Source organism: Syntrophotalea acetylenica, assembly GCF_001888165.1.
Taxonomy (GTDB): Bacteria; Desulfobacterota; Desulfuromonadia; order Desulfuromonadales; family Syntrophotaleaceae; genus Syntrophotalea; species Syntrophotalea acetylenica.
In genome coordinates this window covers 2852729-2878920 of sequence record NZ_CP015455.1, presented here as the reverse complement: position 1 = coordinate 2878920, position 26192 = coordinate 2852729, and the positions used below count along the sequence as shown (strand labels likewise).

The following is a 26192-nucleotide window of genomic DNA, read 5'->3' as shown; positions in this document are numbered from 1 at the left end:
TGATTTCCATTCCGGCCAAAGGGCAAGGACGCTGTTCGATGGCGGGTCTGTCTTTTCCCGAAAACAATTCGGAGCCGAGTACATGCACAGAATCGTGGTACATGGGGGCAATGCGCACCGGGATGATTTCCTGGCGGTCAGCGTTCTGCTGGCTACGCTGGAAGAGGCGGAAGTTTTGCGTTGCGATCCTTCCTCCGAGCATCTCGCCGATCATAAAACCTACGTTGTGGATGTCGGCATGGAGTACGATCCGGCGCGGCTGAATTTTGACCACCACCAGGACAAATCCCTGCCATGTGCCTTCCACCTGGTCATGCAGCACCTCGGTCACCACCAGGACGCCCAGGCGGTATTCGGCTGGTATCCCTTCATGAGCATGATGGACGTCAGGGGGCCGCACAGGACCGCGGAGCATTTTGGCGTCGATGCCAGCGTACTGCTGGCGTCCTCTTCCCCAATCGACGGTTATATTCTTTCCAGGTTTGCCAGGCTCGAGGTGCTGTGTCCGGAAGATCTGCTTTACCGGTTCATGCGGGAAATGGGGAAGGACATGCTCGCTTTGATCCGGCTCAAGAAAGAGCGGCTGGGAAGGCTGAAGCGGGAGGCGCGCATCGTTGCGGTGAAGCAGTTCAAGGCGGTGGTGTGCTGCATCGAGGATAACCCGAAGCTGTCCATGGAGCTTTATCTGAAATCCCTGGCCGATGAGAGCGTCGTGATCTGCATCACGCCGTCGGTGCGGGGTGCGGGGTGGGAGTTGCTGCGCCTCGGCGACAGCAGGCTGGTCGATTTCCGTGCCATTGCCGATTGCCCGGAAGTCCTGTTCGTGCATGCCAACGGCTATATCGCTACCACGCGCAGCCTGATTCCTCTCGAACAGGCGGTGCAACTGGCTTCGCGGGCGGTGGTGGAGCCTGCCTTCGAATCAGATAAGTAGCCTCGCTTCCTGACGACAGTTCGCCTTTGCCTGCCTGCTGTGCGCTATCTGCGGCCGGCCAGCCAGGCGCAGCCGATGGCGCCATTGTGCTGGGGATGGGCCGGGATGAGGATCTCGGCGGAGCTGAAGCGACGCAGCAGTTCGACGAAGGCGCCGTTTTTAGCTACGCCGCCGGTCAATACGAGGGTATCCTGGGCGAAGCGCGCCAGCATTGGTGCCACCCGCTTGATAAGTGTCTGATTGACACCGGCGCACAGGGCTTCGAGGGAGTGACCCTCGATGATCTTGCCGATCAGCTCGCTCTCGCCGAAAATGCCGCAGGTCGCATCGAGTGAAACCGGATGCTCGAAATGGCTGGCCAGCTCCTCCAGGGAAACATCAAGCACCTTGGCCATGTTTTCCAGGTAGCGCCCCGATGAGGCAGCGCATTTGTCATTCATCAGGAAATCGACCAGAATACCATCTTCGAGGCGGGCGACCTTGCTGTCCTGTCCACCCAGATCGAGCAGGGTAAAGGTTTCCCGGCCGGTCTGAAAGCGTGCGCCGGCGATGTGGGCCTGAATTTCAGGGACCACGGTGGCGCCGGCCAGATTGATGGTGTTGCGTCCGTAGCCGGTGGCGGTCAAGGGCGTGGTTTGCCATTCCTCGGGCGACAGAAGACCCAGATCCTGGTAGGCGAGCAGCAGCCGGTCGTCGCGACGGCAGGCGTAACGCTTGTAAAAGGGGATGGTATCGTAGCTGTGCAGCCAGGCGATGGCCTCACCGTCAAGGGCCGCGAATTTGACCTGGCGGCTGCCCAGGTCGATGCCGATGCCGGTCATGAATGCCTCGCCTTGATCATTTCGATGAATCCCTCCAGCCGGATCCGCGTGCGCGCATCGAGGGGCCCGGGACGGTCGCCTTCGAGGGTCAGGATCGGCAGTTGCCGCAGGCGGCGTCGCACGATGAGGTCCTCGATCTGGCGAAAACAGAAAGACTGCACATAATGGATGACGCCGTCGATGCGGCGGCGCGCGATTTCCTTTTCGATGTCATCCAGCCGCACGAACACGTCGTAGGGATAGGTGTAGCTGCGGTATTGTTCGACCAGCGATGTGGCGTGGTACGGCATGGAGAACTGGCGCTGGGTTTCGTTGAACACCACCCGGCCGCCGAGTTCTTCGGTGACAGCATACAGATCGGTGAAAATCGGCGGTACGCCGATGTAGGCCAGGCGCAGACCGTCCGGAAGGGGATCGCGACGCCGGGCCTCTTCCAGGAAGGCATCCGCCTGCTGTTCAAAGACGGCCGGCTCGCCGTTCATGTCGGAGGTGCAGACCTGCCAGAGATGGTTTTCCGTGCCGGTGACCCGGTTTTCCTCCCAGGTGAGCCGATCGATTTCGTGAACCCGGGCGCGGATGGCATTGAGGTAGCGCCAGGCTTCCTCGGTTTTTTGTGGAGTGACGCCGAAGTGCTCCGCCAGCTTGCGCATCTCATGTTCCAGGGTAATGCCGGAGCGATCGTAGGGGTAGGCAAAGGGGATGGTGGTTATCCCCTGCAGCTGCAGCACCTCCATCAGCGCCTTGGTGTTGGAACAGTCCCCTTCGGTCACGGCGATGATCTCGCGGATGCCGTGATGCAGGGCGGCGCTGTAGAGTCCCTTGATCCAGCCGCAGCAATTGCGGGGGAAGCCGGCCATTTCCGCCTCGTCGATGAGGGACTGGCAGGCGGGGTCTTCAATGAAGATATTATTCAGATCGACGGGCCGCCGGCCTGCGGCGATGACGATTTCCAGGGGGATGGTAGTGGTAAATCCGACCATAGTGCTGATATCTGTATGAACCTCAGTCCTGTCTTATGAACAGGTAGTAGATGAAAACGAAGACCAGAATGGCGCCGCCGCCAGCGAAAACCAGAACCGGCGAACTGCCGGCGCTGTCGATGGCTGGTTTCTGCTGCAGGGTATAATCGACGACGCAGGCGTAGCCCACCGTGGTCAGCATTATGAAAAGCAGCGCCTGCCGTTTCAGAATGATGGCGATCAGACAAATGGCCCCGACGATCGTCAGAAACCAGGGGTTGTAAATCAGGTCGCCAAGATTTGCCTCGCGCAGCATGGTCATGACATGCTCGGTGCGCAGTTTTTCGAGAAAATCCCTGGCTGTCGAAAGGTCCATCAGCGATCATCCTTTCCTGGGGCAACCACGAACCTGTATAACTTTTTTATCGAAAGAATCGCTAATATATCAGAGAGGCCGGCCAATCCCAAGCGCAAAATAGCGATGCATCTTGACTTTGCGTCTGGGTTGAACCTAGTATACCCCTTTTAAAGCTGCCACGTAGAGGGAGAAAAGGGTTGCCGGACCGGGCTATTGGAGTATTCGACTCAGGGGTTGGGGGACTGACGGTCCTCAAGGAGATTCAGCGGTTGCTGCCGGGGGAAGACCTGCTCTACCTGGGGGACACGGCCCGCGTTCCCTATGGCACCAAAAGCCCCGCGACGGTGAGGCGCTACGCGATGGAGGCGGCCGCCTTTCTGACCCGCCGCCGGGTCAAGATGCTTGTCGTGGCGTGCAATACCGCCTCGTCCGTGGCACTGGCCGATCTCGAAAACCAATACAAGCTGCCGGTTATCGGTGTGATCGAGCCCGGCGCGAAACGGGCTGTGTCGGTAACCCGCAGCGGTCGCATCGGCGTGATCGGCACCGAGGGCACCATCAAGAGCGGCGCCTACACTGTAGCCATCAAACGGCTTGCCCCCGATGCCGACGTGGTGTCCATTGCCTGTCCGCTGTTCGTTCCACTGGTGGAGGAAGGCTGGCTGAACCATCCCGTAACCCATCTGACGGCGCGGGCTTATCTCGACAACCTGCGCCATCTCGGGATTGACACACTGGTCCTCGGTTGTACCCATTATCCCTTGCTCAAGCCGGTGTTGCAGGAGGTTCTCGGCCCGGAGGTCATTCTGATCGATTCCGCCGAAGAGACCGCTTTCACCGTTGCCGCCATGTTGGGGCATTGCCATCGCCTCCGGCCCTCGGGGGAGATCTGTACCGCGCAGTTTTTCGTCACCGATGTTCCCGAGCGGTTTCAACGGGTCGGCAGTGAGTTCCTTGGCTGTCCCCTCGCGACCGTGGAACAGGTTGCCCTCGACTGACATGGCTGGCAAGCCCCTGTTGAGCCTGCCGGTCAAGGAAAAATGCCATGGAGCCCGCTTCCCGTCGTTATCTGATTCCCCTGCTGATGCTGTTGCTACTGGCCGCCGGATTGTTTGCCTACCAGGCCACACGCAGGGCCAAGCAGCATTCGCCTCCTTCAGCCGTAAGCGTCGAGCCGTTGCCGCAGCGCGAAGTCATTCTGTATTTCGCCAGCCGTAATGGCATGGGCCTGGTCGCTGAAGCCCGCGACGTTGCGGATGCCGGGGAAAATCGCCTGGCAGAGGAAATCATCCGGGAACTGGGCGACGGACCGGACGGCGATCTGGTTCCGGTTCTGCCAGCGGGTGCCGTGCTGCGTGGCTACAGTGAACTGGACGGGGTTGCAACCCTCGACTTCAGCCGCGAGCTGGTTTCCGCGCATCCGGGCGGCAGCATGTCAGAACTGCTGACGGTTTACGGTCTGGCCAACAGCCTGGCCGTAAACGTTCCGCACATCCGGAAAGTACGCATTCTGGTGGAGGGGCAGGCCGTGGAAACCCTCAAGGGCCACGTCGATCTGCGCCAGCCGGTTGCCGCCGATTTCCGTTTTACCGACCCGGCCGCCGAGAACGCGGCAGCCACCCCACAGGAGAACTTGTAACATGGCCGATTTTGTCAACGCCATCAAGCAGCGCGTTCTGATCCTGGATGGTGCCATGGGTACCATGCTGCAGGAGCGCGGCCTCAAGGCCGGCGGCTGCCCGGAAGAGATGAACCTGAGTGCTCCGCATGTTGTGGAAGCGGTGCATCGGGAGTACGCCGAGGCTGGCGCCGATATCATTGTCTCCAACAGCTTCGGCGGCAGCCGTTTGAAACTGGCTCATTACGGGCTGGAACACCGGGTGCGCGAGATCAACGCCGGCGCTGTGGAACTGGCGCGTCGTGCTGCCGGCGAGGGGCGCTTCGTGGCTGCGTCCATGGGACCGACGGGGCGCTTTTTGCAGCCGGTGGGGGATGCCGGCTTCGATGAAATGGTCGAGGTGTTTGGCGAGCAGGTGCGCGCTTTTGCCGAGGCCGGCGCTGACCTGATCACCCTGGAGACGTTTCTGGACATCGCCGAATTGCGCGCAGCGGTGATCGCCTGCCATGAATTCTCCGATCTGCCGGTCATGGCCCTGATGACCTTTGAGGACGCGGGCCGCAGCGTGCTTGGCACCTCGCCGGAAGCCGCCGCCGTGACCCTCGAAGGTCTGGGCGTGACGGTGGTCGGTTCCAATTGCGGGCTGGGTGTGGAAGGTATCCATGATGTGCTGGCCCGCATGCGCAAGGTCTGCGCGACGCCCCTGATCGCCCAGCCAAATGCCGGATTGCCGCAGCTGATCGACGGGCGTACGGTGTTCAATGCCACCCCGCAGGACATGGTGGCCTATCACCAGCGGTTGCTCGACATTGGCGTGCGGGTCATCGGCGGCTGCTGCGGCACCACTCCCGCCCATATTTCCGCCATGCGCCAGGCATTGCAGGGCCTGACACAGGACTGGACCCCGCCGCCGCGGCGCTGCCTGCTGTCGAGCCGCACCTCGGTGGCTGAAATCGGCGGACAGGCCGCCTGTGCCATAATCGGTGAACGCATCAACCCCACCGGGCGCAAAGCCTATGCCCAGGAACTGCGCGAGGGGAAAACCGCCTATGTCCGGCGCGAGGCCCAGGTTCAGGTGGCCGCCGGCGCCCATTTGCTGGATGTCAATTGCGGAGCTCCCGGTGTCGACGAGCCTGCCGCCCTGGAACGGGCGGTGCTGGCGATCGAAGGGGTGACGCAGGTGCCGCTGGTGCTCGATTCCTCCGATCCGGCGGCGCTGGAGCGGGGGCTTAAGGTCGCCGATGGCAAGGTGCTGATCAATTCCGTGTCGGGGGAAGCAAAGAGCCTGCAAGGGATTCTGCCCTTGGCCAGAAAGTACGGCGCGGCGGTGATTGCTCTGGCGCTCGACGGTTCAGGCATCCCCGAAACCGCCGAGGAACGCCTGTCGGTGGCTCGGCGCATTCGCGACGCGGCCCTGCAGTCTGGCATAGCGCCGCAGGATATCGTGGTGGATTGCCTGACTCTGACCGTGTCGGCGGAGCAGAAGCGGGCCATGGAGACCATCCGCACCCTGCGCCTGGTTCGTGACGAGCTGGGCATGGCGACGGCGCTGGGAGTCAGCAATATTTCCTTCGGGCTGCCGTGTCGCCCGGTACTGTCTTCGGTGTTTTTCGCCATGGCCCTTGAGGCCGGACTTTCGGCGGCGATCATCAATCCCCGCGACGAACGCATGATGGATGCCTACCGTGCCGCCATGGTGCTGCTCGGCAAGGATCTTCGGGCCGAGCGATATATCGCCGCGTACGCCGATGTCGCTTCCGCGCCACCGGCATCCGCCACCCCCGATATCGCCGTCGGGATCCGCGAACGTCTTTCTGCGGCGATTATCGAAGGCGACAAGGATGGCGTTGTGACCCTGGTCGAACAGGCCCTTGGCGAAGGCCTCGATACGGCGGCCATCAGCAACGAGGGTCTGCTTCCCGGCCTGGAGGAGGTCGGCCGGCGGTTTGGCGAAAACCGCATTTTCCTGCCTCAGGTCATGCAGTCGGCGGAAACCATGCAGGCGGCCTTCGCGCGCCTCAAGCAGGAAATGCACGGTTCGGCCGTCGCATCCCTGGGGCGTATTCTGATGGCGACCGTTGAAGGGGATATCCACGATATCGGCAAGAATATCGTTTGTACCCTGCTGGAGAATCACGGTTTCGAAGTGATCGACCTGGGCAAGAACGTGCCGGCCGAGCGTATTCTGCAAAAGGCTCTGGAGCTGCAAGTCGATGCCGTGGGCCTGTCGGCCCTGATGACCACCACCATCGAACAGATGCGGGTGACGATCGCACGCCTGCGGGAAGCGGGCGTCAAGGTCCTGACCATGGTTGGCGGTGCGGTGGTGACCCAGGAATACGCCGATGAGATCGGCGCCGACATGTATGCTGCCGATGCCCTGGAGGCCGTGGCCAAAGCGAAGCAGCTGTTGGCTGACAGACGCTGAGTCAGGCGCGATTTTGTTGCGCCGCACGATAGGCTGTGATAACTATGGGCGGCCTCTTTTCCGTCCTGGTAAACCGCGAGGGACCCATGGTTGGTGGCTTCAATCATAACTTTCGATACAAGGGCCGCGTGTTTCACGTGCAGACCGAGGATGGAGGCTCCCGGCATCCCCACATCGTCACCCTGTTGTACGAGGGGGGAACCATCCTGGCCTCCAGCAGGACTTCCTATGCCGACCTGCTTGGCGCGGACGACCTGCGGCCTCTGGTCGAAGAACGCATGAAATGCCAGCACCAGGACATGTTGAAGCGTCTGCGGTCCGGGGAGTTCGATGCCAGGGCCGGATGCACCGAAGGCTCTGTTGCGTTGTCCGACGCCCTTCCCCGTTCCTGCGGCGGCGTTTCGGGCGTATCAATTCAGGATCAGCCCAAAGAGGCCGCAACGAACCCGGCTGCCTCGCCAGGTTCGCTGGACGAACTGGTGTTCGCCTATCTGGCCGGCAACGATCCCCGCTACACGAAATCGTAATCGTCTGCCCGCCGGCCGCGCCGGTCGAAGTCGCGACCTTCGCTGTGGGGCGGGCCCGGTTTTTTTGAGGAAAGGAAACGTAGGTACGATGTTGAGCCAACAAACCGTCCAGAAGCTTGAGCAGACCGCCAGGGAATTGCGCGTCGATATCCTGAAAATGCTGCATCAGTCCCAGTCCGGACATACCGGTGGCAGCCTTTCGGCCATCGATATCATGACCGTGCTGTTTTTCCACCAGATGAAGCATGACGCCGCTCGCCGGGACTGGGCCGAACGCGATCGTTTCGTGTTGTCCAAGGGCCATGCGGCACCAGCCCTGTATGCCTGTCTGTCTCGCGCCGGATATTTTCCACAGGAAGACCTTGCGACCCTGCGTCAGCTTGGCAGCCATCTGCAGGGACACCCCGATATGCGCAAGACGCCCGGCGTCGAAGTCTGTACCGGATCTCTGGGGCAGGGCCTTTCCCAGGCCGTCGGTCTGGCGCTGGCGAACCGCGTCGCCGGACGCGATTCCCGCGTTTATGCCCTGCTGGGAGATGGCGAACTGCAGGAGGGGCAGATCTGGGAGGCGGTGATGAGCGCCGCCCATTACAAGCTCTCCAATCTGTGCATCCTGGTTGATTGCAACGGCCTGCAGATCGATGGATTCACCGAAGACGTCATGAATGTCGGCCCGGTGGCCGCCAAGTTTGCCGCCTTCAACCTGCATGTCATCGAAACCGATGGTCACGATGTCGCTGCCGTGGCCCAGGCCCTGGCCGCGGCGCAAGCCTCCGATCGCCCGAGCGTTATCGTTGCCCGCACTGTCAAGGGCAAGGGGGTGTCGATTTTCGAAAACAAGGCCAAATATCACGGCGTGGCCCCCAGCGATGAAGAGTTGAAGCTCGCCCTGGAAGGCCTGGGCGCCGCGAGTTGACGTTCATGCCAGGAGTTTTTTTCGTTACGCTGTTGACGACATTCGTGCTTGAAGAAAGCCTATACAAGGAAGTGAAAAACCCATGATTGCAACCAGAGACGCATACGGCCAGGCTTTGCTGGAGCTTGGCCGCCAGAATCCGAAAATCGTGGCCCTGGACGCCGATCTGTCCGGTTCGACCAAGACCGCCCAGTTCGCCAGAGAATTTCCGGAGCGCTTTTTTAATGCCGGCATCGCCGAGGCCAACATGGTCGGCATGGCTGCCGGACTGGCCGCCGGCGGTCTGATCCCCTTTGCCTCGACCTTCGCGGTATTTGCCGCCGGCCGGGCCTTTGAGCAGATTCGCCAGTCTCTGGCCTATCCCCGAATGAACGTCAAAGTGGTTGCCACCCATGGTGGCATCACCGTCGGCGAAGACGGCGGTTCCCACCAGTCGGTAGAGGACCTTGCGATCATGCGCAGCCTGCCCAACATGACCGTGCTGTGTCCCGCCGACGGCCCGGAAACCGCAGCCGCCATCCGTGCCGTGGCGGCATACGACGGGCCGGTTTATGTTCGCCTGGGGCGCGGCAAGGTGCCGGTGGTTTTCCCCTCCGATTGCAATTTTGAAATCGGCCGCGGCGTCACTCTGCGCGATGGCGATGCTGTGACCCTCATCGGCACCGGACTGCTCACCGCCATGGCTCTGGACGCGGCCGAAATACTGGCCGCCAGGGGGATCCAGGCCCGGGTTCTGCATATGGGCAGCATCAAACCCCTCGATACGGAGCTGCTGCTGAAAGCGGCACGGGAGACCGGCGCCATCGTCACCGCAGAGGAACATTCGGTCATTGGCGGGCTTGGCGGCGCGGTATGCGAGGCGCTCGCCGAAGGGGCCCCGGCGCCGGTGGAAAGAGTCGGCATGCGCGACGTTTTCGGCCAGTCCGGTCCGGCCGGAAAACTGCTGGAACACTACGGATTGACCCCTGCCAGCCTGGTTGCAGCCGCCGAACGTGTTGTGGCGCGCAAGCGCCCGTCGGCTTGAAACAGCGGGACGACCCAGTGGAACAGCGTGCCAACATTCTGATAGTGGATGCCGATCAGGCCCTTGGAGTTGCGCTGGAGCAGCTGCTCGGCAGCCAGGGGCATCTGGTGCAATGGTGCGGAACCGGCCAGGACGCTCTGCAGCGATTGGCGAATTGCACGCCGGATTTGATGATCCTCGATCTGCAGCTCCCCGATCTCGACGGTTGGCACGTTTACGAACAGGTCGGCGATCTTGGTGACGCCTGCCCGGTGGTCGTCGCCACAGGCCGTGATCTGCCGGAACACGCCGTGACCACGCTGCTCAACGGTCCCGGTGATTATCTGCGCAAGCCGGCTCCCGTGGAGGACCTCGCAACAGTGGCGCAGCGTACTCTGGAAAACAGCCGCCTGCGCAAGGAACTGGCCTGCCTGCGTTGCCAGAAGGGGGAACGCTTTAACCAGTCGGCCATCATCGCCTGCAGCCGGGAAATGCACCAGGTTCTGGAAATGGTGCAGAAGGTTGCCGACAGCGATGCTTCCACGGTCTTCATCCATGGTGAAAGTGGCACCGGCAAGGAACTGGTGGCGCGGGCCATTCACTATCAGAGCGCCCGAGCTGACCAGCCCTTCATGGCTATCAACTGTGCCGCCGTGCCTTCGACCCTGCTCGAAAGCGAGCTGCTGGGGCATGAGAAGGGGGCCTTTACCGACGCGAAAAATCTTAAAAAGGGCCTGTTCGAGCTGGCCGATGGCGGTACCGTATTCCTCGATGAAATCGGAGACATGGATCCGGCCATGCAGGCCAAACTGCTGCGGGTGCTGGAAGAGCGCAGCTTTCGCAGGGTTGGCGGAACCCGGGATGTCTGTGTCGATGTGCGCATCGTGTCCGCCACCAATCGCGATCTGCGCAAGGCGATGGAAGACAAATCCTTCCGGCCCGACCTCTATTACCGTATCGGTGTGATTCCCATTCATCTGCCGCCGTTGCGCGAGCGGCGCGACGATATCCTTCCGCTGGCCGAATTTTTCATTCGCCAGTTCAACCGTGAGTTCAGCAAACAGGTCCAGGGCATTTCGCGCATGGCCCAGAAAATCCTGCTCGAATATGCCTGGCCGGGCAACATCCGCGAATTGCGCAACGTTATCGAACGAGCCATCATTCTGGAGTGCGAGGATCAGCTGCTGGTGGAAAATCTGCCAAGGGAGCTGGTCTCCCAGTCGGTGGAAGATAACCGCGGGCCACTTAATTTTCAGCTGCCACCCGAAGGGGTCGATATCGAGGAAGTTGAGCGCGAACTGCTTCGTCAGGCACTCGAAATGGCCAGGGGCAATCAGACCCAGGCTGCCAAGCTGCTGCATCTGGGGATTGACGCGTTTCGCTACCGTATGAAAAAATTCGGGTTTTTATAAACATCGCTGGCGGAAGAACGCAAGCTCCACCCACTGGGTGATGAATAACTGGAAAACGGCGCCGGGACGATGGGGCGCCGTTTTTTTTTGCTGTTTCATGCCCAGCCCGGCATGCTCCCGCCACGAAATGCAGAATCGCCCTTGAGGTAGGATGTCAGGGGGTCGGCGCATAGCGTTGGATGTACCCATCCACGGTCACCTTGCGAGCGGTGTTCCGCGAACTCATGTAGCGGATTTTGCCGAATACCGGCCGCTGCGGACCCCAGGCGCGGTCGAAGCGGCCCATGACCCAGCCGATGCCGCCATAGGAGTTCGGGTCGCAGCCGTCCAGGGCGAAGCGGTCATTGAGTTCGCTCATGGCGGCCAAAGCCTGGCGGGGGCTTTCGCTCCAATGCAGGATCTTCTTGCCCCACAGCATGCGTAGATAGTTATGCAGGCGCCCCTCCCGTACCAGTTGCATCTGGGCGGCGTTCCACAGCGGATCGTGGGTTTGCGCCGTTTCCAGCTGCCGAAGGGTGTAAAGATAGGGTCGCGGGTCCTGGGAATGTGCTTCCAGGGTGGCCTGTGCCCAGTCGGGCAGCCCCTCGAAACGGTCGTAATCGTCCCGTTTGAAACAGAACAGATAGCCAAGTTCGCGCCAGGTGATCAGCTGGTCGAGAAATGCTTCGGCGGAAGCACTCAGGCCCCACCAGCCGCTTCGGCGTCCCCGGGTTTCCAGGGACAGGTCCGCGGGGTGCCAGCCTTGCATATCAAGCAGTTTCTGCACAATCTCGTGGCTCGCAAGGTGGCCGCGGCGCAGGTAGGGCGACAGGCCGCTGGTAACGTCCCGTTGCGGCTGGTTGCGGAAAGCTTCGTACAGGGCCAGATGCTCACGTAAAAACACCTCCAGCGCGGCATGGGCGGCGGCGCTGCCGCCCATGGTCGCCAGCGGCCGGGTCTCCTGGCCGATGGGCAGCTGTGCGAGGCGCTGCCGCTTTCCGTTCAACAGTGCGCGATCGGCCGCCGGCCAACCCCCGCTTATGGTGTCCGGCAGGGAAGGCAATGGTGGAAGGTTCACGCCGTCGAGAGGATCGGCCAGGGGTGGCTGCTGCAGGTGTGCAAGCAGGTGTTTCTGCATAAATCGCCGCAGGCTGTGAGCCGTGGTGAATTCACGGTCGGCAGCTTTCAGGGGCAGGATACCGTTGCTGTCCACCCGCTCCAGCAGCACCGGCACACGTCGTGCCAGTTCCCGGGTTTCCCGTAACGAATCCCGTAGCGGTCGCAGGTCGCACACAATCAGACAGGCTTCTTTGGCAAGCTCCGTCAGAAGAGACGCGATCCGCCCGGGTCGATTCTCGACAAACGGGTAGTAGCTCGCCGGCTTGCCGGCCAGGCCGCGGGCGTTATCGGCCATGCCATCGAGGGCGAAGTGATGATGGCGCAGGTTGGCATACGGGCGTTCGCAGGACAGGGTTTCCACCACCAGCAGCGGTCGCTGCAGATCCACGGCATGCTCCACGGCGCGCTGCAGGGCGAAATTCCATCCGCTGCGGCGGGTGGCGTTCATCCAGTAGAGGACGTAGCGTCCGGCGGCTCGGGGAGTGGCGCCGTTGAGGGTTTCGATGCGGATGGCGGGAACCGGCATAGCAAGCCTCCGTGGTCAGGTTAAAGGCAAGTCCCCAGGCACAAGGCTTGCGCAATCGGTGTCGCGGAAAAATACCCGCAGGTCGCTGTCTCTTGACCGATCGGTGACATGGATGTGATGACAAGCAACGCCTTGGCTGAAACACTGTGGACAAGGGGCGGAGCAAAATGCAGAACCTCAGGGGTTCGATGGCGATGACGGGTTTGGCGCTTCGCAGTCGAAGCGATCGGCGAGGAAACAGATGTCTGGAACAAAGCCACGTTTAACAAGCGCGGTTTTGACCCGTTCGGAAATGTCGCTGGCCAGCACCCGCTCCAGACGGATTTCATGTACGTAGGCCTTGATCGTGAAGCGGGTCAAAAAAGCGCGGTCATAGTGGTCTTCCACCAGCACCCGTATCGGCTTGTCGAGCTGCACGTAGGGGGAGCAGACGGCCGCTTCCCAGGCGATCTGCCTGACCGGTGCGATGGGCACCGTTGCCGGAAGGTGAAATTTTACCACCACCATCTCGTTGAGCTGTCCGGTGTTGGAATTGCTCACCGATCCGGTCTGTACCATGCTGTTGGGAAACGTCACCACCGAATCATCGAAGGTGCGGATCTGCACGGCGCGCAGGCCGATATTGATGACCTCGCCGTAGTGGTCTCCGACCTCGATCATGTCGCCGACATGGAAGGGTCGCTCAAACAGGATCAGGATGCCGGCGACGATATTGCGCACCAGATCCTGGGCGCCGAGGCCGACAGCCAGGCCCGCGGAGGCGGAAATCGTCAACAGGGTGTTGAGCGGAGGGTGGATGATGACGAACAGGATATAGGCGAAGGAGGCGATCCAGGCCAGCAGCCGCAATACCGGATAGAGTCCGGAGATCAGCAGGCGATAGCGGCTGAACCGGTTGGCCAGGTATTTCATGAGGCGGCGCAGGAACAAAAGGCCGACAGCGGTTGCGGCGAGGATCAGCAGGCTTGTCACCAGCCGGTCCATGGACAGATATTTGTCTATGAACTCAGGAAGTTCAGGTATTTGAAGGTCTTTCATGGCCGCCTCGCGATCGTCACTGGATAATGTTGCGCGTCTCCAACAAGGACGCTGTCGGGGCAAAAAACAGGGGATTGAGCTGGTAAAAGGGCTCGTCTTCGGCGGCGCGGGCGGATTGCAGCAGATTCATCTGGGTCAGATAATCCAGAAGCATCCGGCTCTGCATCACGGCGGTCCCGAAAATGGCGGCATGCTCCCGCGGCGAAAGGCCGCCATGGGCGAGAATTTCGGCCAGCGCGTAGAGCTGCGGTCGTTCCAGGTTCTTCAGTGCCCCATAGTCGAGTTTATCGAAGGGGGCGACGCGCAGGGACTGCTCCTGGGCATCGAATTCCAGGTAATGCAGCCAGTAGAAAAGGGCTGCCTGCATATTGCCCCGGGTGGCGGAAAAAAGGTCGGAAAAGAAGCGGTCGCGGAGATTGGCCTGATCGTCTTTCCCTGCCGGGTTGTTGGTCTTTGGTGCCGGATTGCCGCCATTGAGGAAGCCGACCGGATAGCCGCTGGTGTGCAGGCGCAAAAGCAGGGCGTCGCGGATTTCGGCCTGGCTGTTGAACTGGGTTTGCACCTGGTGGGTAAAATAACGGTCGATGTCAATCAGGTGCTTCATGCGCTGCCACGGATATTTGCGGCTGGTTGCCACCCACAGCAGGCGATGTCTGCTGGTCAGAACCAGCCGCAAAAAAGCGCGGCCCACCTCCAGGCCACCTACGGTTCTCAGTACCAGGTGGTGGAGCTCTTCCACAATGATGACGCTGCGCGGCATGGTTTGAAGATGCTTTTCAACATCGGCCAGCCCACTCGGCGCATGCGGCAGCGCAAACCGCTCCTGGCACCACTCCAGAAACGGGCCTTCATCGGTCAGTCGCTTCTCAAGATTGAGGCGCAGCACCGGAACCTGGTTGCCGAGCTCGCTTTGGAAGCAGTTGACCAACGAGGTTTTGCCGCTGCCATCGGGACCGGTGACGGCGATGCTGCACAAAAGGCCCTCCTGCCAGCGCTGAAAAAGCTCCCGCAGCGTATCGAGATCCTTGTTTTTGCCAACCATGAACTCACGGTTTTTCAACGCTCCGCATGTGAACAGACGCCGGCACACCGGCGGCAGTTTTTCCGCCTTTTTGAGGATGGCTTCGGGAGTTGGCATGTCGGCGATGCTGCGTGCCACGGCTTCCGTTTTGGCATTGCGCACATCGCCTCCCGGCCACAGTCGTCGCACACCCTGCCACAAAAACTCCATGGATAGGAAGGCCTGCTGCAGCGGTTCCCGCAGGCTTTCGCGCCACTGTGTGCATTGGCGTCGCAGATGGCGCAAAGCGCGCAGCCGTTTCAGCCTTAACCGTTCTTTCCAGCCGAGGATGCGTTGCAGATCCTTGGAGATCAGGGTGAGCATTTTGCCGCATTCCTGCCTCAGATCCTCCAGCGACTGGCGGGATAGTTCCTGGAGCGGTTCGGCGATAGTCGCCAGTTGCTGCTCGGTGCGGCTGATCGTTTCCGTGACCAGTTGGCTGGTATCGGCCAGTTTTTTGCGGAGCGCGGCGTGATCCGCATCATCCTTTCGGGCTTCGGTGGCCAGACGGCTGCATTCTTCCGCGGCTGTTTCCAGGTTGAAGCGCAAGCCGCGCCACATATCGGCGCAGTTGCGGCTTATCTGCTCATGTCGCTGCGCATAGGCGTCGCCCGCCGGTCGGTCTTCAGCGTGCAGGATGACCGGGCGGTGGCGATTGACCGCATCCTGCAGCGAGGGCTGCAGAATCTGGTAGCGGCGTTTCAGACGCATCCGCAACTGGCTGTATACTATCCTGACGATCGGCCGCAGTTTCCCGGAGCAGGCTTTTTCGACGATCCCCGGCCCTTCGATCTGCCAGATGCTGCAACCTTTCAGATGGCTGTGCTGGTGACGGTCCCGGATCAGAACCAGTTCCTCGGGTTGGTTGCGCATGATCTGGTTCAGGGCATCCGTGACGCTCTGAACCGCCTGTTTCCAGTAACGGTTCTGGGGGCGCACCTGATTCAGGCTGCGTTCCTGACGAACCCGCACGCGGTCATACAACCATAAGATGCGCGCCTCGATGGTCCGGGCCAGGCGCACCAGGGCTTCTCCGTCGGGAGGCTCGTTGGCCAGGGTTTCTTCAAAGGCCTTGCCGAGTAATTCGGCACTGCTGCGCAGGTGCCCGCTTACCTCGGCAAGATCCCTGGCGAGGATTTCATCGGCGGCGGCCAGCTCGGCAAGGTGTTGATCGATGGCCTTGTCAAACCCCGCGGTCAACTCCCCCAGCAGCGCCTCGAGTTGCGGCTGCTGGTCCACGACACTGAAAAAACGGTCGCGGCCGGCCAACTGATCCAGATATGCCCGACATGCGGATGGGTTCACAGCCAATGTTTCCTTCTGAAGAATTTGAACATGCCGCAGGCCAGAGTCAGCATCAGCAGCCATAGCAACGGATAGCTCCATCGCCAGTGCAGTTCCGGCATGTATTCGAAGTTCATGCCGTAGATGCCGGCGATGAAGGTCAGCGGTATAAAAATGGTGGCAATGATGGTCAGCACCTTCATGACTTCATTCATGCGGTTGCTGATGTTTGACATGTACAGATCGAGCAATCCCGACAGGACATCCCGCAAGGTTTCCACCGTGTCGATGATCTGCACAGAGTGATCGTAAACGTCACGCAGGAACACGCCGGTCGCGGGCGCGATGAGCGACGATTCTTCCCGTTGCAGGCCGGATATCAGCTCCCGCAGGGGCCATACCGCTTTGCGCAGCAGAATCATTTCGCGCTTGAAATGATGAATGCGTGACTGGATGTCGGGTGTGGGGCGGTCCATGATGATTTCTTCGAGATGTTCGATCTCTTCGCCGAGGCTTTCCATGATGAAGTAATAGCTGTCGACGATGGCGTCGATAAGCACATAAGCGAGATAGTCCGCGCCCATGGTGCGCAGGCGTCCCTTGTTGCCGCGCAGTCGCTGCCGCACTCCGTCGAATACGTCCCCCTGCTGCTCCTGGAAGGACAGCACATGGTTGCGGCTGAGAATCAGGCAGACCTGCTCGGTGTTTACACTGGCGGTAACCGGGTCGTAATGGGGCATTTTCAGCACCAAGAACAGATAGTCGTCGAAAGCCTCCATCTTGGGTCGGTGCGTGGTGTTGACGATGTCCTCCAGAACCAGCGGGTGCAGGCCGAAGTCGGCGCCGAGCTGTTCGAGGATGCCCAGCTGGTGAATGCCGTCGAGGTTGACCCAGGTTACGCCAGGGCCGTCGCGGTATGGCCGGCATTCGGCGACCGAGGCAAGGGATCGTTCTTCCAGATGCGCAGGGCCGTAGTTGAGCAGGCCGATCCGTACCGGTTCGGTGCGCTGGCGGCCGATATGCACCATGGTCCCCGGCGCCCGGCCGGCTTTGTGCGAGGTTTTATGCAACAGTTTTTTCAGCACCACCGGTGCTGGCTGACGTCGCTTCCGAAACCGCATGGATCCTCCTTTCGCAATGCTTGGCGCGGACCGCCTTTCTGATAGAATCTATCGTATTACACGGCGTTTCGCATCCATTAATTTCAGGCGGGATGCTCACAATGACGGTCAGGGGAGAACGGACCGGATCCTGAGTACCGGAACAATGCGGGGTCGGGATTATCAGGGAGAGGTGTGCGAATGGAAAAAATCCGTCTCGGTATCAGTGCCTGCCTGCTCGGGCAGAAGGTCCGCTATGACGGCGGGCATCAACTCGACCGTTTTCTGCGGGATACCCTGGGAAAATTCGTGGAGTACGTGCCGGTTTGCCCGGAGGTGGAAACGGGCCTGCCTATTCCCCGGGAAGCCCTGCGGCTGGTCGGAGAGGCCCAACATCCGCAGCTGGTGTTTTCCAAAAGCGGGGAGGATGTCACCGAGCGCATGACGGTCTGGGCCAGTCAGCGCCTGGCGGCCCTGGAAGCCGAGGATCTGTGCGGATTTGTTTTCAAGTCCCGGTCGCCGAGCAGCGGCATGGCGCGGGTCAAGGTCTACGACGCCAACGGCGTGCCGAGCCATAACGGCGTCGGCCTGTTCGCGCGCCTGTTCATGGAACATTTCCCGCTGCTGCCGGTGGAGGAGGATGGCAGGCTGCACGATCCGCGCCTGCGGGAAAATTTCATCGAAGCCATTTTCACCTTCCGGCGCTGGCGTGACTTTCTGGCTGGTGGGCCCGATGCGGCGGGGCTGGTGGATTTTCATGCCCGGCACAAATTGTTGCTCATGTCCCACAGCGTGGAATTGGCGCGGCAGATGGGCCGCTTGACGGCTCGCGCCGGTCAGCTTCCCGAGGCGGAACTGGTTGGCGACTATCAGCAGCTGCTGTTGCGTACGGTGCGTACGCCGGCCACCCCCGCCAAGCACTGCAATGTGCTGCAGCATGCCCTGGGATATTTCAAACGGCAGCTCTCCGGCGACGAAAAGCAGGAGATGCTGCAGCTTGTCGAGCAGTACCGGCACGGCAGCGTACCGCTGGCCGTGCCGCTTACCCTGCTCAACCATTATGTGCGTAAATATCAGCCGCCGTGGCTTGACGAGCAGGTGTACCTGCATCCCCACCCGGTGGAGCTGCACCTGCGCGGCGGGTTGTGACCCGGCGGCCGCCTGTTCAGAGCCTGCACGACAGCGAGGATCAGCGATTCCTTCCGCCGCCACCGCCGCGACCGCCACCCATGCCGCCGCCGCGACCGCCGCCACCACCGCCACCCATGCCGAAATGGCTGGCAACGTTGGGCGCATCGGCCCGCGACAGGCGCCCGGACTTATAGGCCTGTACCGCTTCACGGGCCGTTCCGCTCACGCCGGTGATAACCTGAATGCCGGCGGCTTCGAAGGTGCGGAAGGCGTTGGGACCGCAATTGCCGGTCAGCACCGCGACCACGCCGCGCTCCGCCATCAGCTGTGCGGACTGGATGCCGGCGCCGCCGCCCAGTTCGAGGTTGGGGTTGGGCATCGATTCGCAGGTAAGGCTGTCCGCGTCGATGATCAGAAAATACGGGGCGCGGCCGAACCGTGGGTCGACCGCATCGTCGAGGGTTTGCCCTTGCGAGGTTACCGCGATTTTCATAAAGCGTCTCCTTTGCTTTACAGCTCCTGTTTGAGGTGGTTCCAGATCTGTTGCATGGCTTCAAAGGCCGGACCCCGGCCATATTCGATAACGGTCTTGCCGGCCAGCAGGGCGTCGTTGACCTGTCGGTCGAAGGGGATGCGGGCAATGACTCTGGCGTTGCGTTGCTGCGCGATTTCCTCGATGCGCTGTGCCTGGCCGGCGTGCAGATCCGCCTTGTTGATAACGATCAGCGCGGCAATTTTGAAGTGTTCGGCCAGTTCCAGAACCCGCTCCATATCATGCACGCCGGAGACGGTCGGTTCCGTGACGATCAGGATGCGATCCGCGCCGCTGAGGGAAGCGATTACCGGGCAGCCGGTGCCGGGCGGTCCATCGCCCAGAATGTAATCGTGGCCACCGGCTCTGGCCAGTTCGGCGGCGGTGCGGCGCACCCGCGTGACAAGCCGGCCCGAGTTTTCCTCGGCAATGCCCAGGCGCGCGTGGGCCAGCGGGCCGAAGGGGGTCTCCGAAACATACCAGGTACCGACCACGTTGGGCGCCAGCTTTACCGCCGCGACCGGACAGACCATCTGGCACAGAGCGCAGCCCTCGCAGCCCAGCGTGTCGACCTGAAACACCAGCCCCTGTGCCGAATCGGTTTTTTCCACCGGATGAATGGCGGCGAAGTGGCAGGCTTCGGCGCATTTTCCGCAGCCGATGCAGAGTTGCGCATCGATGACTGCCTTGTCGCCGCCCTCGAATTCGTGGGCCTGGCGGACGGTTGGTTGCAGCAGCAGGTGCAGATCGGCGGCGTCCACGTCGTTGTCCGCCAGCACTTTGTTCTCGACCAGCATGGCCAGCGAGGATACCACCGTGGTCTTGCCCGATCCGCCCTTGCCGCTGATGACGGTGATTTCCTTGAAATTGCTCGTCGAGGGCATTTCAGCGGGGATTTCGCTTGAGGGGCTTACCTCCAGAGGTTCATCCGCGGGCGGCGGGGGTGGCGTGTTTCCGGCGAGGGAGGCGATGGCCGCGTAAATGGACAGCAGATTGCCACGCACTTCCGGGAAGGCATCCACCAGGCTGCCGCCGCCGGCATAGGTTTCGGCATAGGCCCGGTTGAAGGGGATGCGACCCAGCACCGGGACGCCGACCTGTTTTGCGTATTCGCCGATGAGGGCATCGGTGCCATCCGACCGGTTGATGACGATGCCGGTCGGGAGGCCCTTGCGCAGGGCCAGCTGCACGGCCAGTTTAAGATCGTTCAGGCCGAAGGGGGTCGGTTCCGTGACCAGCACCGCGACATCCGCGCCGCTGAGGGTCTCGACCACCGGGCAGGAGGTCCCCGGCGACGCGTCCAGAATGGTGATGGCCCCGGGGCGAACAAGGGTTTTCAGGCGGCGGATGACCGCCGGTGCCATCGCTTCGCCGATGTTGAGGATACCATGGGCAAAAGCATAAGGCTTATGGTCGGGGGCCGCTTCGATGCGGCCGATTTCGATCGGCTGCTCGGTAAATGCGCTGACCGGGCAGACCCACGCGCACACGCCGCAGGCGTGGCACAGTTCGTTGAACAGCAGCACCTTCTGGTTGATAAAGGCCAGGGCGTTGAAACGGCAGGCCTGGGCGCAGCGGCCGCAGCCGATACACAAAGACTCGTTCCATACCGGCTTGTTGGCCTGCACCGGGCTGCGCTGGCTGAAATCGGGGCGCACGAACAGGTGATCGTTGGGTTCCTCGACATCGCAGTCGAGCAATTGGACGTCGGCGCCTTTTTGCGCCAGGGCCTGGGCGAGATTGACGGAAAAGGTGGTCTTTCCGGTACCCCCTTTTCCGCTGGCTACGGCAATAATCATCGGTAAATCCTCCAAATAACTTTTTAAGGGGCGAGTTAATTTCGCGAAAAGTCCGTCCCGTCCATGGTGCTGGCTACGGCCGGGCGTGGCTGGATCCTGCTTCGCTTGCCCGGTAATACACTTCAGCCCCGCGCGTTTCGGGCTGGACTCTGGCGTCACGGACCAGCCGGCCAAGGTATTTGGCCACCTCGTTGTCGTGCAGGCCGAAGGTTTGGGCAATCTGCGCGGCGGTGCAGGGCCGGCGAAGAAGCATGGCGTGAATGCTTTCCAGATTGATTTCGAATTTCTTATCGGCGCTGCCATCGAATTCGGCGATCACTTCCGCCCGCGGCTCGAACAGAAGGGACAGGTCCTCCAGTTGTTTGCGGGACAGTGGCATGGCAAAATCCTCAGCCGGAGGCCGCACCGCGGTGTTGAGCTGGATACGGTCCGGCGCGATGGTGGCGGCCAGCGCGGCGATCTTGCGCAGGTCGGCGGGGATCGCGTTCATGCCGCCGACCAGAAAGACTTCGAGCCACAACTGCCCTTTGAATTCGCTGCGAAAACTTTGCAGGCCGCTCAGCAGATCCGCAAAGCGCAATGTGGGGTGGGGGCGGTTGATCCAGCCGAAGGACGCCTGATTCCAGGCGCTGAGAGAAGCCTTGACCACATCGGCTTGTGCCGCTGCCTGCCGGACCTCGGGCAGATGCAGCAAGGTGCCGTTGGTCAGCAAAGCCGACGGAATGTCACTATGCTCGCGAAGGTATTGCAGCACCGTGCCGAAGTCCCTGTGCAGGGTCGGTTCTCCGGATCCCGCCAGGCTGATGTAGTCGGCGCTCTGGCCGCTGGCCAGCCAGTCCTGCAATTCCGCCAGAACCTGATCTGTCGGTACATATTCGCGGCGATCCAGGGTGGTGCGGGGCGTGCGGCCCAACTGGCAGAAAACGCAGTTGAGCGAACACGTTTTAAGGGGCGTCAGGTCGACGCCAAGGGAGCGTCCGAAACGGCGCGAGGGAACGGGGCCGAACAGATAGCGGTAGTTTTTCATGTTGTCTTCCCTGCCTGGTGGTGGTCGTCGGTGTGCGTGTGAAGAGCCAGGCGATCATCCAGGAAAGCTGCCAGGGCCGCTTCCGCCCGACCGGTGATGTCGGATAAAACCCGGATACCGTAAGCCTGCAGCAGGATGGCCTGCGGCCGGGAGATGGCGCCGCAGATCAGCACCTCCACTCCCAGTTCGGCCAGCCTGGCGGCCCGGAAATGGGGCAACTCCGGTGGTATCGGACAAGTGTTCATACTTACGACGGTGTGTTGGGCGGTATCCGCTATCAACAGGCTGCGTGCCGCCTCGAACAGCGGTGAAACCCTTTTTTTCCAGATGGTCACGGCGATTTTCATCAGGATTGCCCTCCGTTATTCTTATATAGCAAATGTAATGCCAGGCACAAAACCAGCGAGCGGCGCCTAAAAACAACCGTGAAAACAGATTCTTATGAATGTAGGACGTAGTCGGCAAAAAAGGTAGGGTTGCAATGATGCAATGTTTATTGCCGGGAGGGTCGCTTATATGCGACTCTTGGCCTTAAATGCGGTGGCGACCGTCGGTGTTCGGCAAGGTGAGACCGAGGCGGCGGATTTTTCGGAACAGGGTGCTTTTGTGCATGCCCAGTTCCCGGGCGGCGGCCAGCCGGTTGAAATCGTGGCGCTTCAGGGCGGTGAGAATCATCTGCGCCTCCGTGGCGCGACAGGCGTCGTCGAGGCTGTTGTGAGACGGCGGCGGCGCAATTGTCCGGCGCACTGCTTCGGGCAAAAAACCGGGTTCGATCAGGCCGTCGCCGCACAGCACAAAGGCGTGCTCAATGAAGTTTTCCAGTTCGCGGATATTGCCGGGAAACGGGTAGTTCATGAGCAGGGCCAGGGCATCCTGGCGGATGCCGCCAACCTGTTTGTTGCGCAGCAGGTTGAGGCGCTCGATAAAGACCTCGACCAGCAGCGGAATATCTTCCCTGCGCTGGCGCAGGGGGGCAGGTCGAGGCGCATCACGTTGATGCGATAGAAAAGATCCCGACGGAAAGCGCCCTGTTCCGCCATCTCGGCCAGGTTGCGATTGGTGGCGGCCAGTACCCGCACGTTGACCGGTATCGGCCCGGTGCTACCGAGGGGCTGGATCTGTCGTTCCTGCAGCACCCGTAGCAGACGTACCTGAAATGCCGGGCTGATATCGCCGATCTCGTCGAGAAGCAGGGTGCCGCCTTCGGCGGTGGCGAACAGGCCCGGTTTGTTCCGGGTGGCATGGGTAAAGGCTCCGGCCTTGTAGCCGAACAGTTCCGATTCCAAAAGCGTGTCGGGAAGGGCGCCGCAGTTGACGGCGACGAAGGGCCGCTTTCGCCGCGGACTCAGATCGTGCAGTGCGCGGGCCAGCAGTTCCTTGCCGGTGCCGGTTTCGCCCTGGATCAGTACGGTGCAGTCGCTTTGTGCCACCTGCGGCAGCAGGGTGAAGATTTTGTGCATGAGGGGGCTGTGGCTGATGATGTCGCCGACACGCCGCCGATCATCGAGTTCCTGCCGCAACTGCTCCACCTGACTCATGTCTCGGAAGGTTTCCACTCCGCCCACCACGGTACCCTGTGCATCCTTGAGCAGGGAGGTTACCACCACCAGTGGAACGCGGCGTTGTTGACGGTTAACGATATAGGTCGAGGAGTCGACAAAGGACTTTCCCCGTTTCATGGTGCGGCGCAGAGCGCAGTCCGCCTCGCACATGTTGGAACGGAAAACCTCCCAGCAATATTTGCCGATGGCGTCCTGGCGGCAGATGCCGGTGATTTTTTCAGCGGCGCGGTTGAAGGAGGTTATGCGCCACTTGTGGTCCACGGTAAACACGCCATCTGAAATGCTCTCAAGGATGATGTCGGTAACATGGCCGTCGAGTTGCGGCGTGGCATTGCTTGACATGGTTTCGAAACCTGTAATAAAGGTGGGTTGCTACGCGCGATCGCCGGGGGCCTTTACGGTCGCGAGCATCCGTTGCAGGGCGGGGGTGGCAGGACGGCCCCATCGATGGCGGCTTTCAGATCCGCGGGCTTGACCGGTTTGGTGAAGATCGCCACCGGATCGAGTGCTCTGGCGCTGTCATACAGCAGGCCGCAGGAATAGCCGGTGATGAAGATGATGTCCCGATGTCCGGCCTGCATCATCTTGCGGGCCGTTTCGATGCCGTTCAGGCTGCCGGCAAGGCTGATGTCCATCAGTACCACATCGACGGGGTCGAGGGCCAGGCTCGCGAGGGCTTTTTCCCCGGTGGCAACCGGGGGGCTGATCTGATATCCCATGGCCTGCAGGGCACTGGCCAGGGCCAGTGCCGTAATGGCTTCGTCCTCCACAAGCAGTATTCTGATTTCCGCTGGCTGTTTCATGGTCTCGTCTGAACCCTGGCAGTTATCCTGAATCTCTGGATGGCTGCGACCCAAAGTCTGATGCTGCTCTCCCAGTATACACGTTTCCGGGGTCGGCATACAAATATGCCTGCCGAGATGAGCCGCATCGAACCTGGATTCAACATCGGTCCCTCGGCATGACAGGGGGTTTTCTAGAACGGTTTTCTATTGATTCCGTATACAGGAATAAAATAGACTGACTCTGTATCCTTTGAACATGAGGTATGACTCGAGAAAAAACGAATATTGATTAGTTGGAAATATTTCATCCCAGGTGAATCTGCCCGTCCCTGTCAATCCTAGAAGGCATGCCGCGCTGCCATACGGAGTTTGCATGAGGACCTTCCTGGTCATCGAAGGAGCCGGACACGATCCGGAAATCTTTCGGAAACTTCTTGAAGAACATGGTTACAAGGTAAGCGGAACGACAGAGAGCGCCTGGCAGGTTGAACAGGCCCTCTACGCTTCGGAAAAACGGTATCGCCATTTTTTTGAAAATGCGCCTCTTGGCATTTTCCGTGCCACCCACGAAATGCAGTTGCTGGCCGTTAACCCCGCTTTGGTCCAGATGTTCAAATATGATTCGCAGGATCAAATGATCGCGGATATCAACCGGCATGGTTTTCGGCAAACGCTGTGTGTCGGAGAAGATCCCGGAAAAGAGGTGCTTGCACAGGTGCGACAATCTTCCAGTTGGCAGCAGTTCGAAGGCCGCTACCGATGCCGCGACGGCAGTTTTATCGATTGTAGCGTACGCCTCTGCAAGGTCGATGACTGCCCGGATCAGATTGAGGGATTCATCGAAGATATCACCGAGCGCAGGCAGGCCGACGAAGCGCTGCGTTTTACCCAGTACGTCGTGGACCATACCACCGACCAGGCTTTCTGGATAACCGAGGACGCCAGGGTTTTCTATGCCAACGAGGCAGCCTGTCGCGCCCTTGGCTACAGCCGCGAAGAGCTTGTCGGCATGTCCATTTTCGATTTCGATCCGGCCTATCCCGCCGAGGAATTTTTTCGGCGCTGGAAGCAGGTGCGTACCCTGGGATCCTATACCATCGAATCCGTCCATCGCGCCAGGGACGGCAGGTCCTACCCTGTCGAGGTTCGCGTCAATCATGTCGAGTTTGGCGGCAGGGAGTACCATTGCGTATTCATCACGGACATCACCGAACGCAAGGCAGCCGAACAGAGTCTGCGCCAGAGCAGGGAACGTCTGCGGCAGGTGATGAAAATGCTGCCCATCGCGGCTTACACCACCGACGCGCAGGGACGCATCACTTTTTACAACCGTTGTGCCGCCGAACTGTGGGGGCGGCGGCCCGATCCCGACCGGGACCGCTGGAGTGGTGCCTATCGTCTGCGTTATCCCGATGGCAGCCCCATGGTTTGCGCCGAGAGCCCCATGGCCATGACGCTGGAAAAGGGGCGCCGGTTTCAAGGCCAGGAGATGCTTGTCGACCGGGAACAGGGTGGCACGTCGCACGTGATCGCCTACCCCGAACCTTTGTACGATAGTGCCGGCAATCTGATCGGAGCGGTCAACCTGCTGGTCGACATCACCGAACGCAAAACCGCCGAGCAACGCCTCAAGGCCTCACTGGAGGAAAAGGAGGTGCTCCTCAAGGAAATCCATCACCGGGTCAAAAACAACCTCCAGGTGGTCTCGAGTCTGCTGTATCTGCAGTCCCAGAAGATCGAGGATCCGGAGGTCAGGGCGTTGTTTGCCGAAAGCCAGAACCGCATCTGTTCCATGGCCCTGGCCCATGAACAGCTCTATCAGTCCAAAAGCCTGGCCGATATCAGCCTGCGGGAGTATGTGCACAGTCTGGTATCTCACATGCGTCAGGTGAATATGTTGCCCGAGTCACGCATCGAGTGTGAAGTTCTCGTAGCGGATGTGACCGTCGATATCGAAAAAGTCGTGCCCTGCGGTCTGCTGATTGCCGAACTGTTCTCCAATGCCATCAAACATGCGTTCCCCGATGGCCGCCGCGGCATGGTGAGGATCGAAATCAGTTCCCGGCAGCGGGATGTGAAGTTGTCCGTTGCGGATGACGGCGTGGGTCTGCCCGCGGGCTTCGACTACCGCCATACCCAGACTCTGGGATTGCAGCTGGTGTGCGCGCTGGTGGCGCAGCTCGATGGGGATATCTCCCTGGTTGACGGCGCCGGAACCCGTTTTGACATCATTTTCCCCGTCGGGAGTCCCTGATTCCGAAGGAGCCTGTCACG

The 26192-nt window shown here is 60.8% G+C and carries 22 protein-coding genes and 1 pseudogene; 10 read left to right on the top strand and 13 right to left on the bottom strand.

Annotated features, from left to right (window positions below):
* The first annotated feature begins 82 nt into the window (after window positions 1–82).
* The gene (locus tag A6070_RS13520) at window positions 83–934 is read left to right on the top strand and encodes an MYG1 family protein (RefSeq protein ID WP_072288019.1); all 852 of its coding nucleotides are present in this window, start codon (window positions 83–85) and stop codon (window positions 932–934) included.
* A gap of 44 nt (window positions 935–978) precedes the next feature.
* On the opposite strand, the gene A6070_RS13515 is transcribed toward A6070_RS13520, so the two are convergent.
* Genes A6070_RS13515 through A6070_RS13505 form a run of 3 tightly spaced genes read right to left on the bottom strand, consistent with a single transcriptional unit; the run spans window position 979 to window position 3090 of the window.
* Complete coding sequence (locus A6070_RS13515; RefSeq protein ID WP_072286260.1) at window positions 979–1755, bottom strand: acyl-CoA dehydratase activase; 777 nt, start codon at window positions 1753–1755, stop codon at window positions 979–981.
* Window positions 1752–2735, bottom strand: a complete 984-nt coding sequence (locus A6070_RS13510; RefSeq protein ID WP_072286259.1) for a 2-hydroxyacyl-CoA dehydratase family protein — start codon at window positions 2733–2735, stop codon at window positions 1752–1754. Before A6070_RS13510 ends, A6070_RS13515 begins: the two co-directional genes overlap by 4 nt.
* Window positions 2736–2757: 22 nt before the next feature.
* Window positions 2758–3090: a hypothetical protein gene (locus tag A6070_RS13505; RefSeq protein WP_072286258.1), complete on the bottom strand. Its 333-nt coding sequence runs from the start codon at window positions 3088–3090 to the stop codon at window positions 2758–2760.
* Between the two features lie 179 nt (window positions 3091–3269).
* On the opposite strand from A6070_RS13505, the gene murI reads away from it, so the two are divergent.
* From murI to A6070_RS13470, 7 genes are all read left to right on the top strand, one after another.
* Window positions 3270–4070, top strand: coding sequence for a glutamate racemase (gene murI, locus A6070_RS13500; RefSeq protein ID WP_072286257.1), 801 nt, complete (start codon window positions 3270–3272; stop codon window positions 4068–4070).
* Between the two features lie 47 nt (window positions 4071–4117).
* The gene (locus A6070_RS13495; protein WP_072286256.1) at window positions 4118–4711 is read left to right on the top strand and encodes a GerMN domain-containing protein; all 594 of its coding nucleotides are present in this window, start codon (window positions 4118–4120) and stop codon (window positions 4709–4711) included.
* 1 nt (window position 4712) lies between these two features.
* The gene (locus tag A6070_RS13490; protein WP_072286255.1) at window positions 4713–7118 is read left to right on the top strand and encodes a homocysteine S-methyltransferase family protein; all 2406 of its coding nucleotides are present in this window, start codon (window positions 4713–4715) and stop codon (window positions 7116–7118) included.
* A gap of 44 nt (window positions 7119–7162) precedes the next feature.
* Entirely contained in the window at window positions 7163–7645 is a 483-nt protein-coding gene (locus tag A6070_RS13485) for a hypothetical protein (RefSeq protein ID WP_235605469.1), read from the top strand.
* A gap of 88 nt (window positions 7646–7733) precedes the next feature.
* Entirely contained in the window at window positions 7734–8561 is an 828-nt protein-coding gene (locus A6070_RS13480) for a transketolase (protein ID WP_072286254.1), read from the top strand.
* Between the two features lie 82 nt (window positions 8562–8643).
* Window positions 8644–9585, top strand: coding sequence for a transketolase family protein (locus A6070_RS13475; RefSeq protein ID WP_072286253.1), 942 nt, complete (start codon window positions 8644–8646; stop codon window positions 9583–9585).
* 17 nt (window positions 9586–9602) lie between these two features.
* Window positions 9603–10976, top strand: coding sequence for a sigma-54-dependent transcriptional regulator (locus A6070_RS13470; RefSeq protein ID WP_072286252.1), 1374 nt, complete (start codon window positions 9603–9605; stop codon window positions 10974–10976).
* A 154-nt stretch (window positions 10977–11130) separates the two neighbouring features.
* Here the strand turns inward: A6070_RS13470 and A6070_RS13465 are convergent, their stop codons facing one another.
* The 4 genes from A6070_RS13465 to corA all read right to left on the bottom strand — a co-directional run bounded on the left by A6070_RS13465 (window position 11131) and on the right by corA (window position 17103).
* Window positions 11131–12600, bottom strand: a complete 1470-nt coding sequence (locus A6070_RS13465) for a cryptochrome/DNA photolyase family protein (protein ID WP_072286251.1) — start codon at window positions 12598–12600, stop codon at window positions 11131–11133.
* Between the two features lie 177 nt (window positions 12601–12777).
* Window positions 12778–13638, bottom strand: coding sequence for a mechanosensitive ion channel family protein (locus A6070_RS13460; protein ID WP_072286250.1), 861 nt, complete (start codon window positions 13636–13638; stop codon window positions 12778–12780).
* A gap of 16 nt (window positions 13639–13654) precedes the next feature.
* The gene (locus tag A6070_RS13455; RefSeq protein WP_072286249.1) at window positions 13655–16003 is read right to left on the bottom strand and encodes an ATP-binding protein; all 2349 of its coding nucleotides are present in this window, start codon (window positions 16001–16003) and stop codon (window positions 13655–13657) included.
* Window positions 16000–17103, bottom strand: a complete 1104-nt coding sequence (corA, locus tag A6070_RS13450) for a magnesium/cobalt transporter CorA (protein WP_235605468.1) — start codon at window positions 17101–17103, stop codon at window positions 16000–16002. Before corA ends, A6070_RS13455 begins: the two co-directional genes overlap by 4 nt.
* Window positions 17104–17283: 180 nt before the next feature.
* Between corA and A6070_RS13445 the strand changes: the two genes are divergently transcribed.
* On the top strand, window positions 17284–18231 hold the full coding sequence (locus A6070_RS13445) for a YbgA family protein (RefSeq protein WP_072286248.1): 948 nt from the start codon (window positions 17284–17286) through the stop codon (window positions 18229–18231).
* A gap of 40 nt (window positions 18232–18271) precedes the next feature.
* On the opposite strand, the gene A6070_RS13440 is transcribed toward A6070_RS13445, so the two are convergent.
* The 6 genes and pseudogenes from A6070_RS13440 to A6070_RS13415 all read right to left on the bottom strand — a co-directional run bounded on the left by A6070_RS13440 (window position 18272) and on the right by A6070_RS13415 (window position 23936).
* Complete coding sequence (locus A6070_RS13440) at window positions 18272–18706, bottom strand: NifB/NifX family molybdenum-iron cluster-binding protein (protein ID WP_072286247.1); 435 nt, start codon at window positions 18704–18706, stop codon at window positions 18272–18274.
* A gap of 17 nt (window positions 18707–18723) precedes the next feature.
* Entirely contained in the window at window positions 18724–20544 is a 1821-nt protein-coding gene (locus A6070_RS16190) for an ATP-binding protein (RefSeq protein ID WP_072286246.1), read from the bottom strand.
* A gap of 73 nt (window positions 20545–20617) precedes the next feature.
* A complete protein-coding gene (locus A6070_RS15835) occupies window positions 20618–21571 on the bottom strand; it encodes a radical SAM protein (RefSeq protein ID WP_072286245.1) in 954 nt (317 codons plus the stop codon).
* The gene (locus A6070_RS13425; protein ID WP_072286244.1) at window positions 21568–21918 is read right to left on the bottom strand and encodes a NifB/NifX family molybdenum-iron cluster-binding protein; all 351 of its coding nucleotides are present in this window, start codon (window positions 21916–21918) and stop codon (window positions 21568–21570) included. Before A6070_RS13425 ends, A6070_RS15835 begins: the two co-directional genes overlap by 4 nt.
* Window positions 21919–22102: 184 nt before the next feature.
* Window positions 22103–23475: pseudogene (locus tag A6070_RS13420) on the bottom strand (sigma-54 interaction domain-containing protein).
* A 53-nt stretch (window positions 23476–23528) separates the two neighbouring features.
* Window positions 23529–23936 carry a response regulator gene (locus A6070_RS13415; RefSeq protein ID WP_158513982.1) on the bottom strand — a complete coding sequence of 136 codons (408 nt, stop codon included), beginning with the start codon at window positions 23934–23936 and terminating at the stop codon, window positions 23529–23531.
* 355 nt (window positions 23937–24291) lie between these two features.
* On the opposite strand from A6070_RS13415, the gene A6070_RS13410 reads away from it, so the two are divergent.
* Complete coding sequence (locus tag A6070_RS13410) at window positions 24292–26172, top strand: PAS domain S-box protein (protein WP_072286243.1); 1881 nt, start codon at window positions 24292–24294, stop codon at window positions 26170–26172.
* The last annotated feature ends 20 nt before the right edge of the window (window positions 26173–26192 follow it).

Bases quoted from the DNA above. Each gene is read 5' to 3' on its own strand.
- A6070_RS13475 (WP_072286253.1), top strand. From the start codon at position 8,644: ATGATTGCAACCAGAGACGCATACGGCCAGGCTTTGCTGGAGCTTGGC.
- A6070_RS15835 (WP_072286245.1), bottom strand. From the start codon at position 21,571: ATGAAAAACTACCGCTATCTGTTCGGCCCCGTTCCCTCGCGCCGTTTC.
- A6070_RS13520 (WP_072288019.1), top strand. From the start codon at position 83: ATGCACAGAATCGTGGTACATGGGGGCAATGCGCACCGGGATGATTTC.
- A6070_RS13505 (WP_072286258.1), bottom strand. From the start codon at position 3,090: ATGGACCTTTCGACAGCCAGGGATTTTCTCGAAAAACTGCGCACCGAG.
- A6070_RS13485 (WP_235605469.1), top strand. From the start codon at position 7,163: ATGGGCGGCCTCTTTTCCGTCCTGGTAAACCGCGAGGGACCCATGGTT.
- A6070_RS13410 (WP_072286243.1), top strand. From the start codon at position 24,292: ATGAGGACCTTCCTGGTCATCGAAGGAGCCGGACACGATCCGGAAATC.
- A6070_RS16190 (WP_072286246.1), bottom strand. From the start codon at position 20,544: ATGATTATTGCCGTAGCCAGCGGAAAAGGGGGTACCGGAAAGACCACC.
- A6070_RS13495 (WP_072286256.1), top strand. From the start codon at position 4,118: ATGGAGCCCGCTTCCCGTCGTTATCTGATTCCCCTGCTGATGCTGTTG.
- A6070_RS13440 (WP_072286247.1), bottom strand. From the start codon at position 18,706: ATGAAAATCGCGGTAACCTCGCAAGGGCAAACCCTCGACGATGCGGTC.
- A6070_RS13490 (WP_072286255.1), top strand. From the start codon at position 4,713: ATGGCCGATTTTGTCAACGCCATCAAGCAGCGCGTTCTGATCCTGGAT.
- A6070_RS13425 (WP_072286244.1), bottom strand. From the start codon at position 21,918: ATGAAAATCGCCGTGACCATCTGGAAAAAAAGGGTTTCACCGCTGTTC.
- corA (WP_235605468.1), bottom strand. From the start codon at position 17,103: ATGCGGTTTCGGAAGCGACGTCAGCCAGCACCGGTGGTGCTGAAAAAA.
- A6070_RS13480 (WP_072286254.1), top strand. From the start codon at position 7,734: ATGTTGAGCCAACAAACCGTCCAGAAGCTTGAGCAGACCGCCAGGGAA.
- A6070_RS13445 (WP_072286248.1), top strand. From the start codon at position 17,284: ATGGAAAAAATCCGTCTCGGTATCAGTGCCTGCCTGCTCGGGCAGAAG.
- A6070_RS13515 (WP_072286260.1), bottom strand. From the start codon at position 1,755: ATGACCGGCATCGGCATCGACCTGGGCAGCCGCCAGGTCAAATTCGCG.
- A6070_RS13460 (WP_072286250.1), bottom strand. From the start codon at position 13,638: ATGAAAGACCTTCAAATACCTGAACTTCCTGAGTTCATAGACAAATAT.
- A6070_RS13465 (WP_072286251.1), bottom strand. From the start codon at position 12,600: ATGCCGGTTCCCGCCATCCGCATCGAAACCCTCAACGGCGCCACTCCC.
- A6070_RS13510 (WP_072286259.1), bottom strand. From the start codon at position 2,735: ATGGTCGGATTTACCACTACCATCCCCCTGGAAATCGTCATCGCCGCA.
- A6070_RS13415 (WP_158513982.1), bottom strand. From the start codon at position 23,936: ATGAAACAGCCAGCGGAAATCAGAATACTGCTTGTGGAGGACGAAGCC.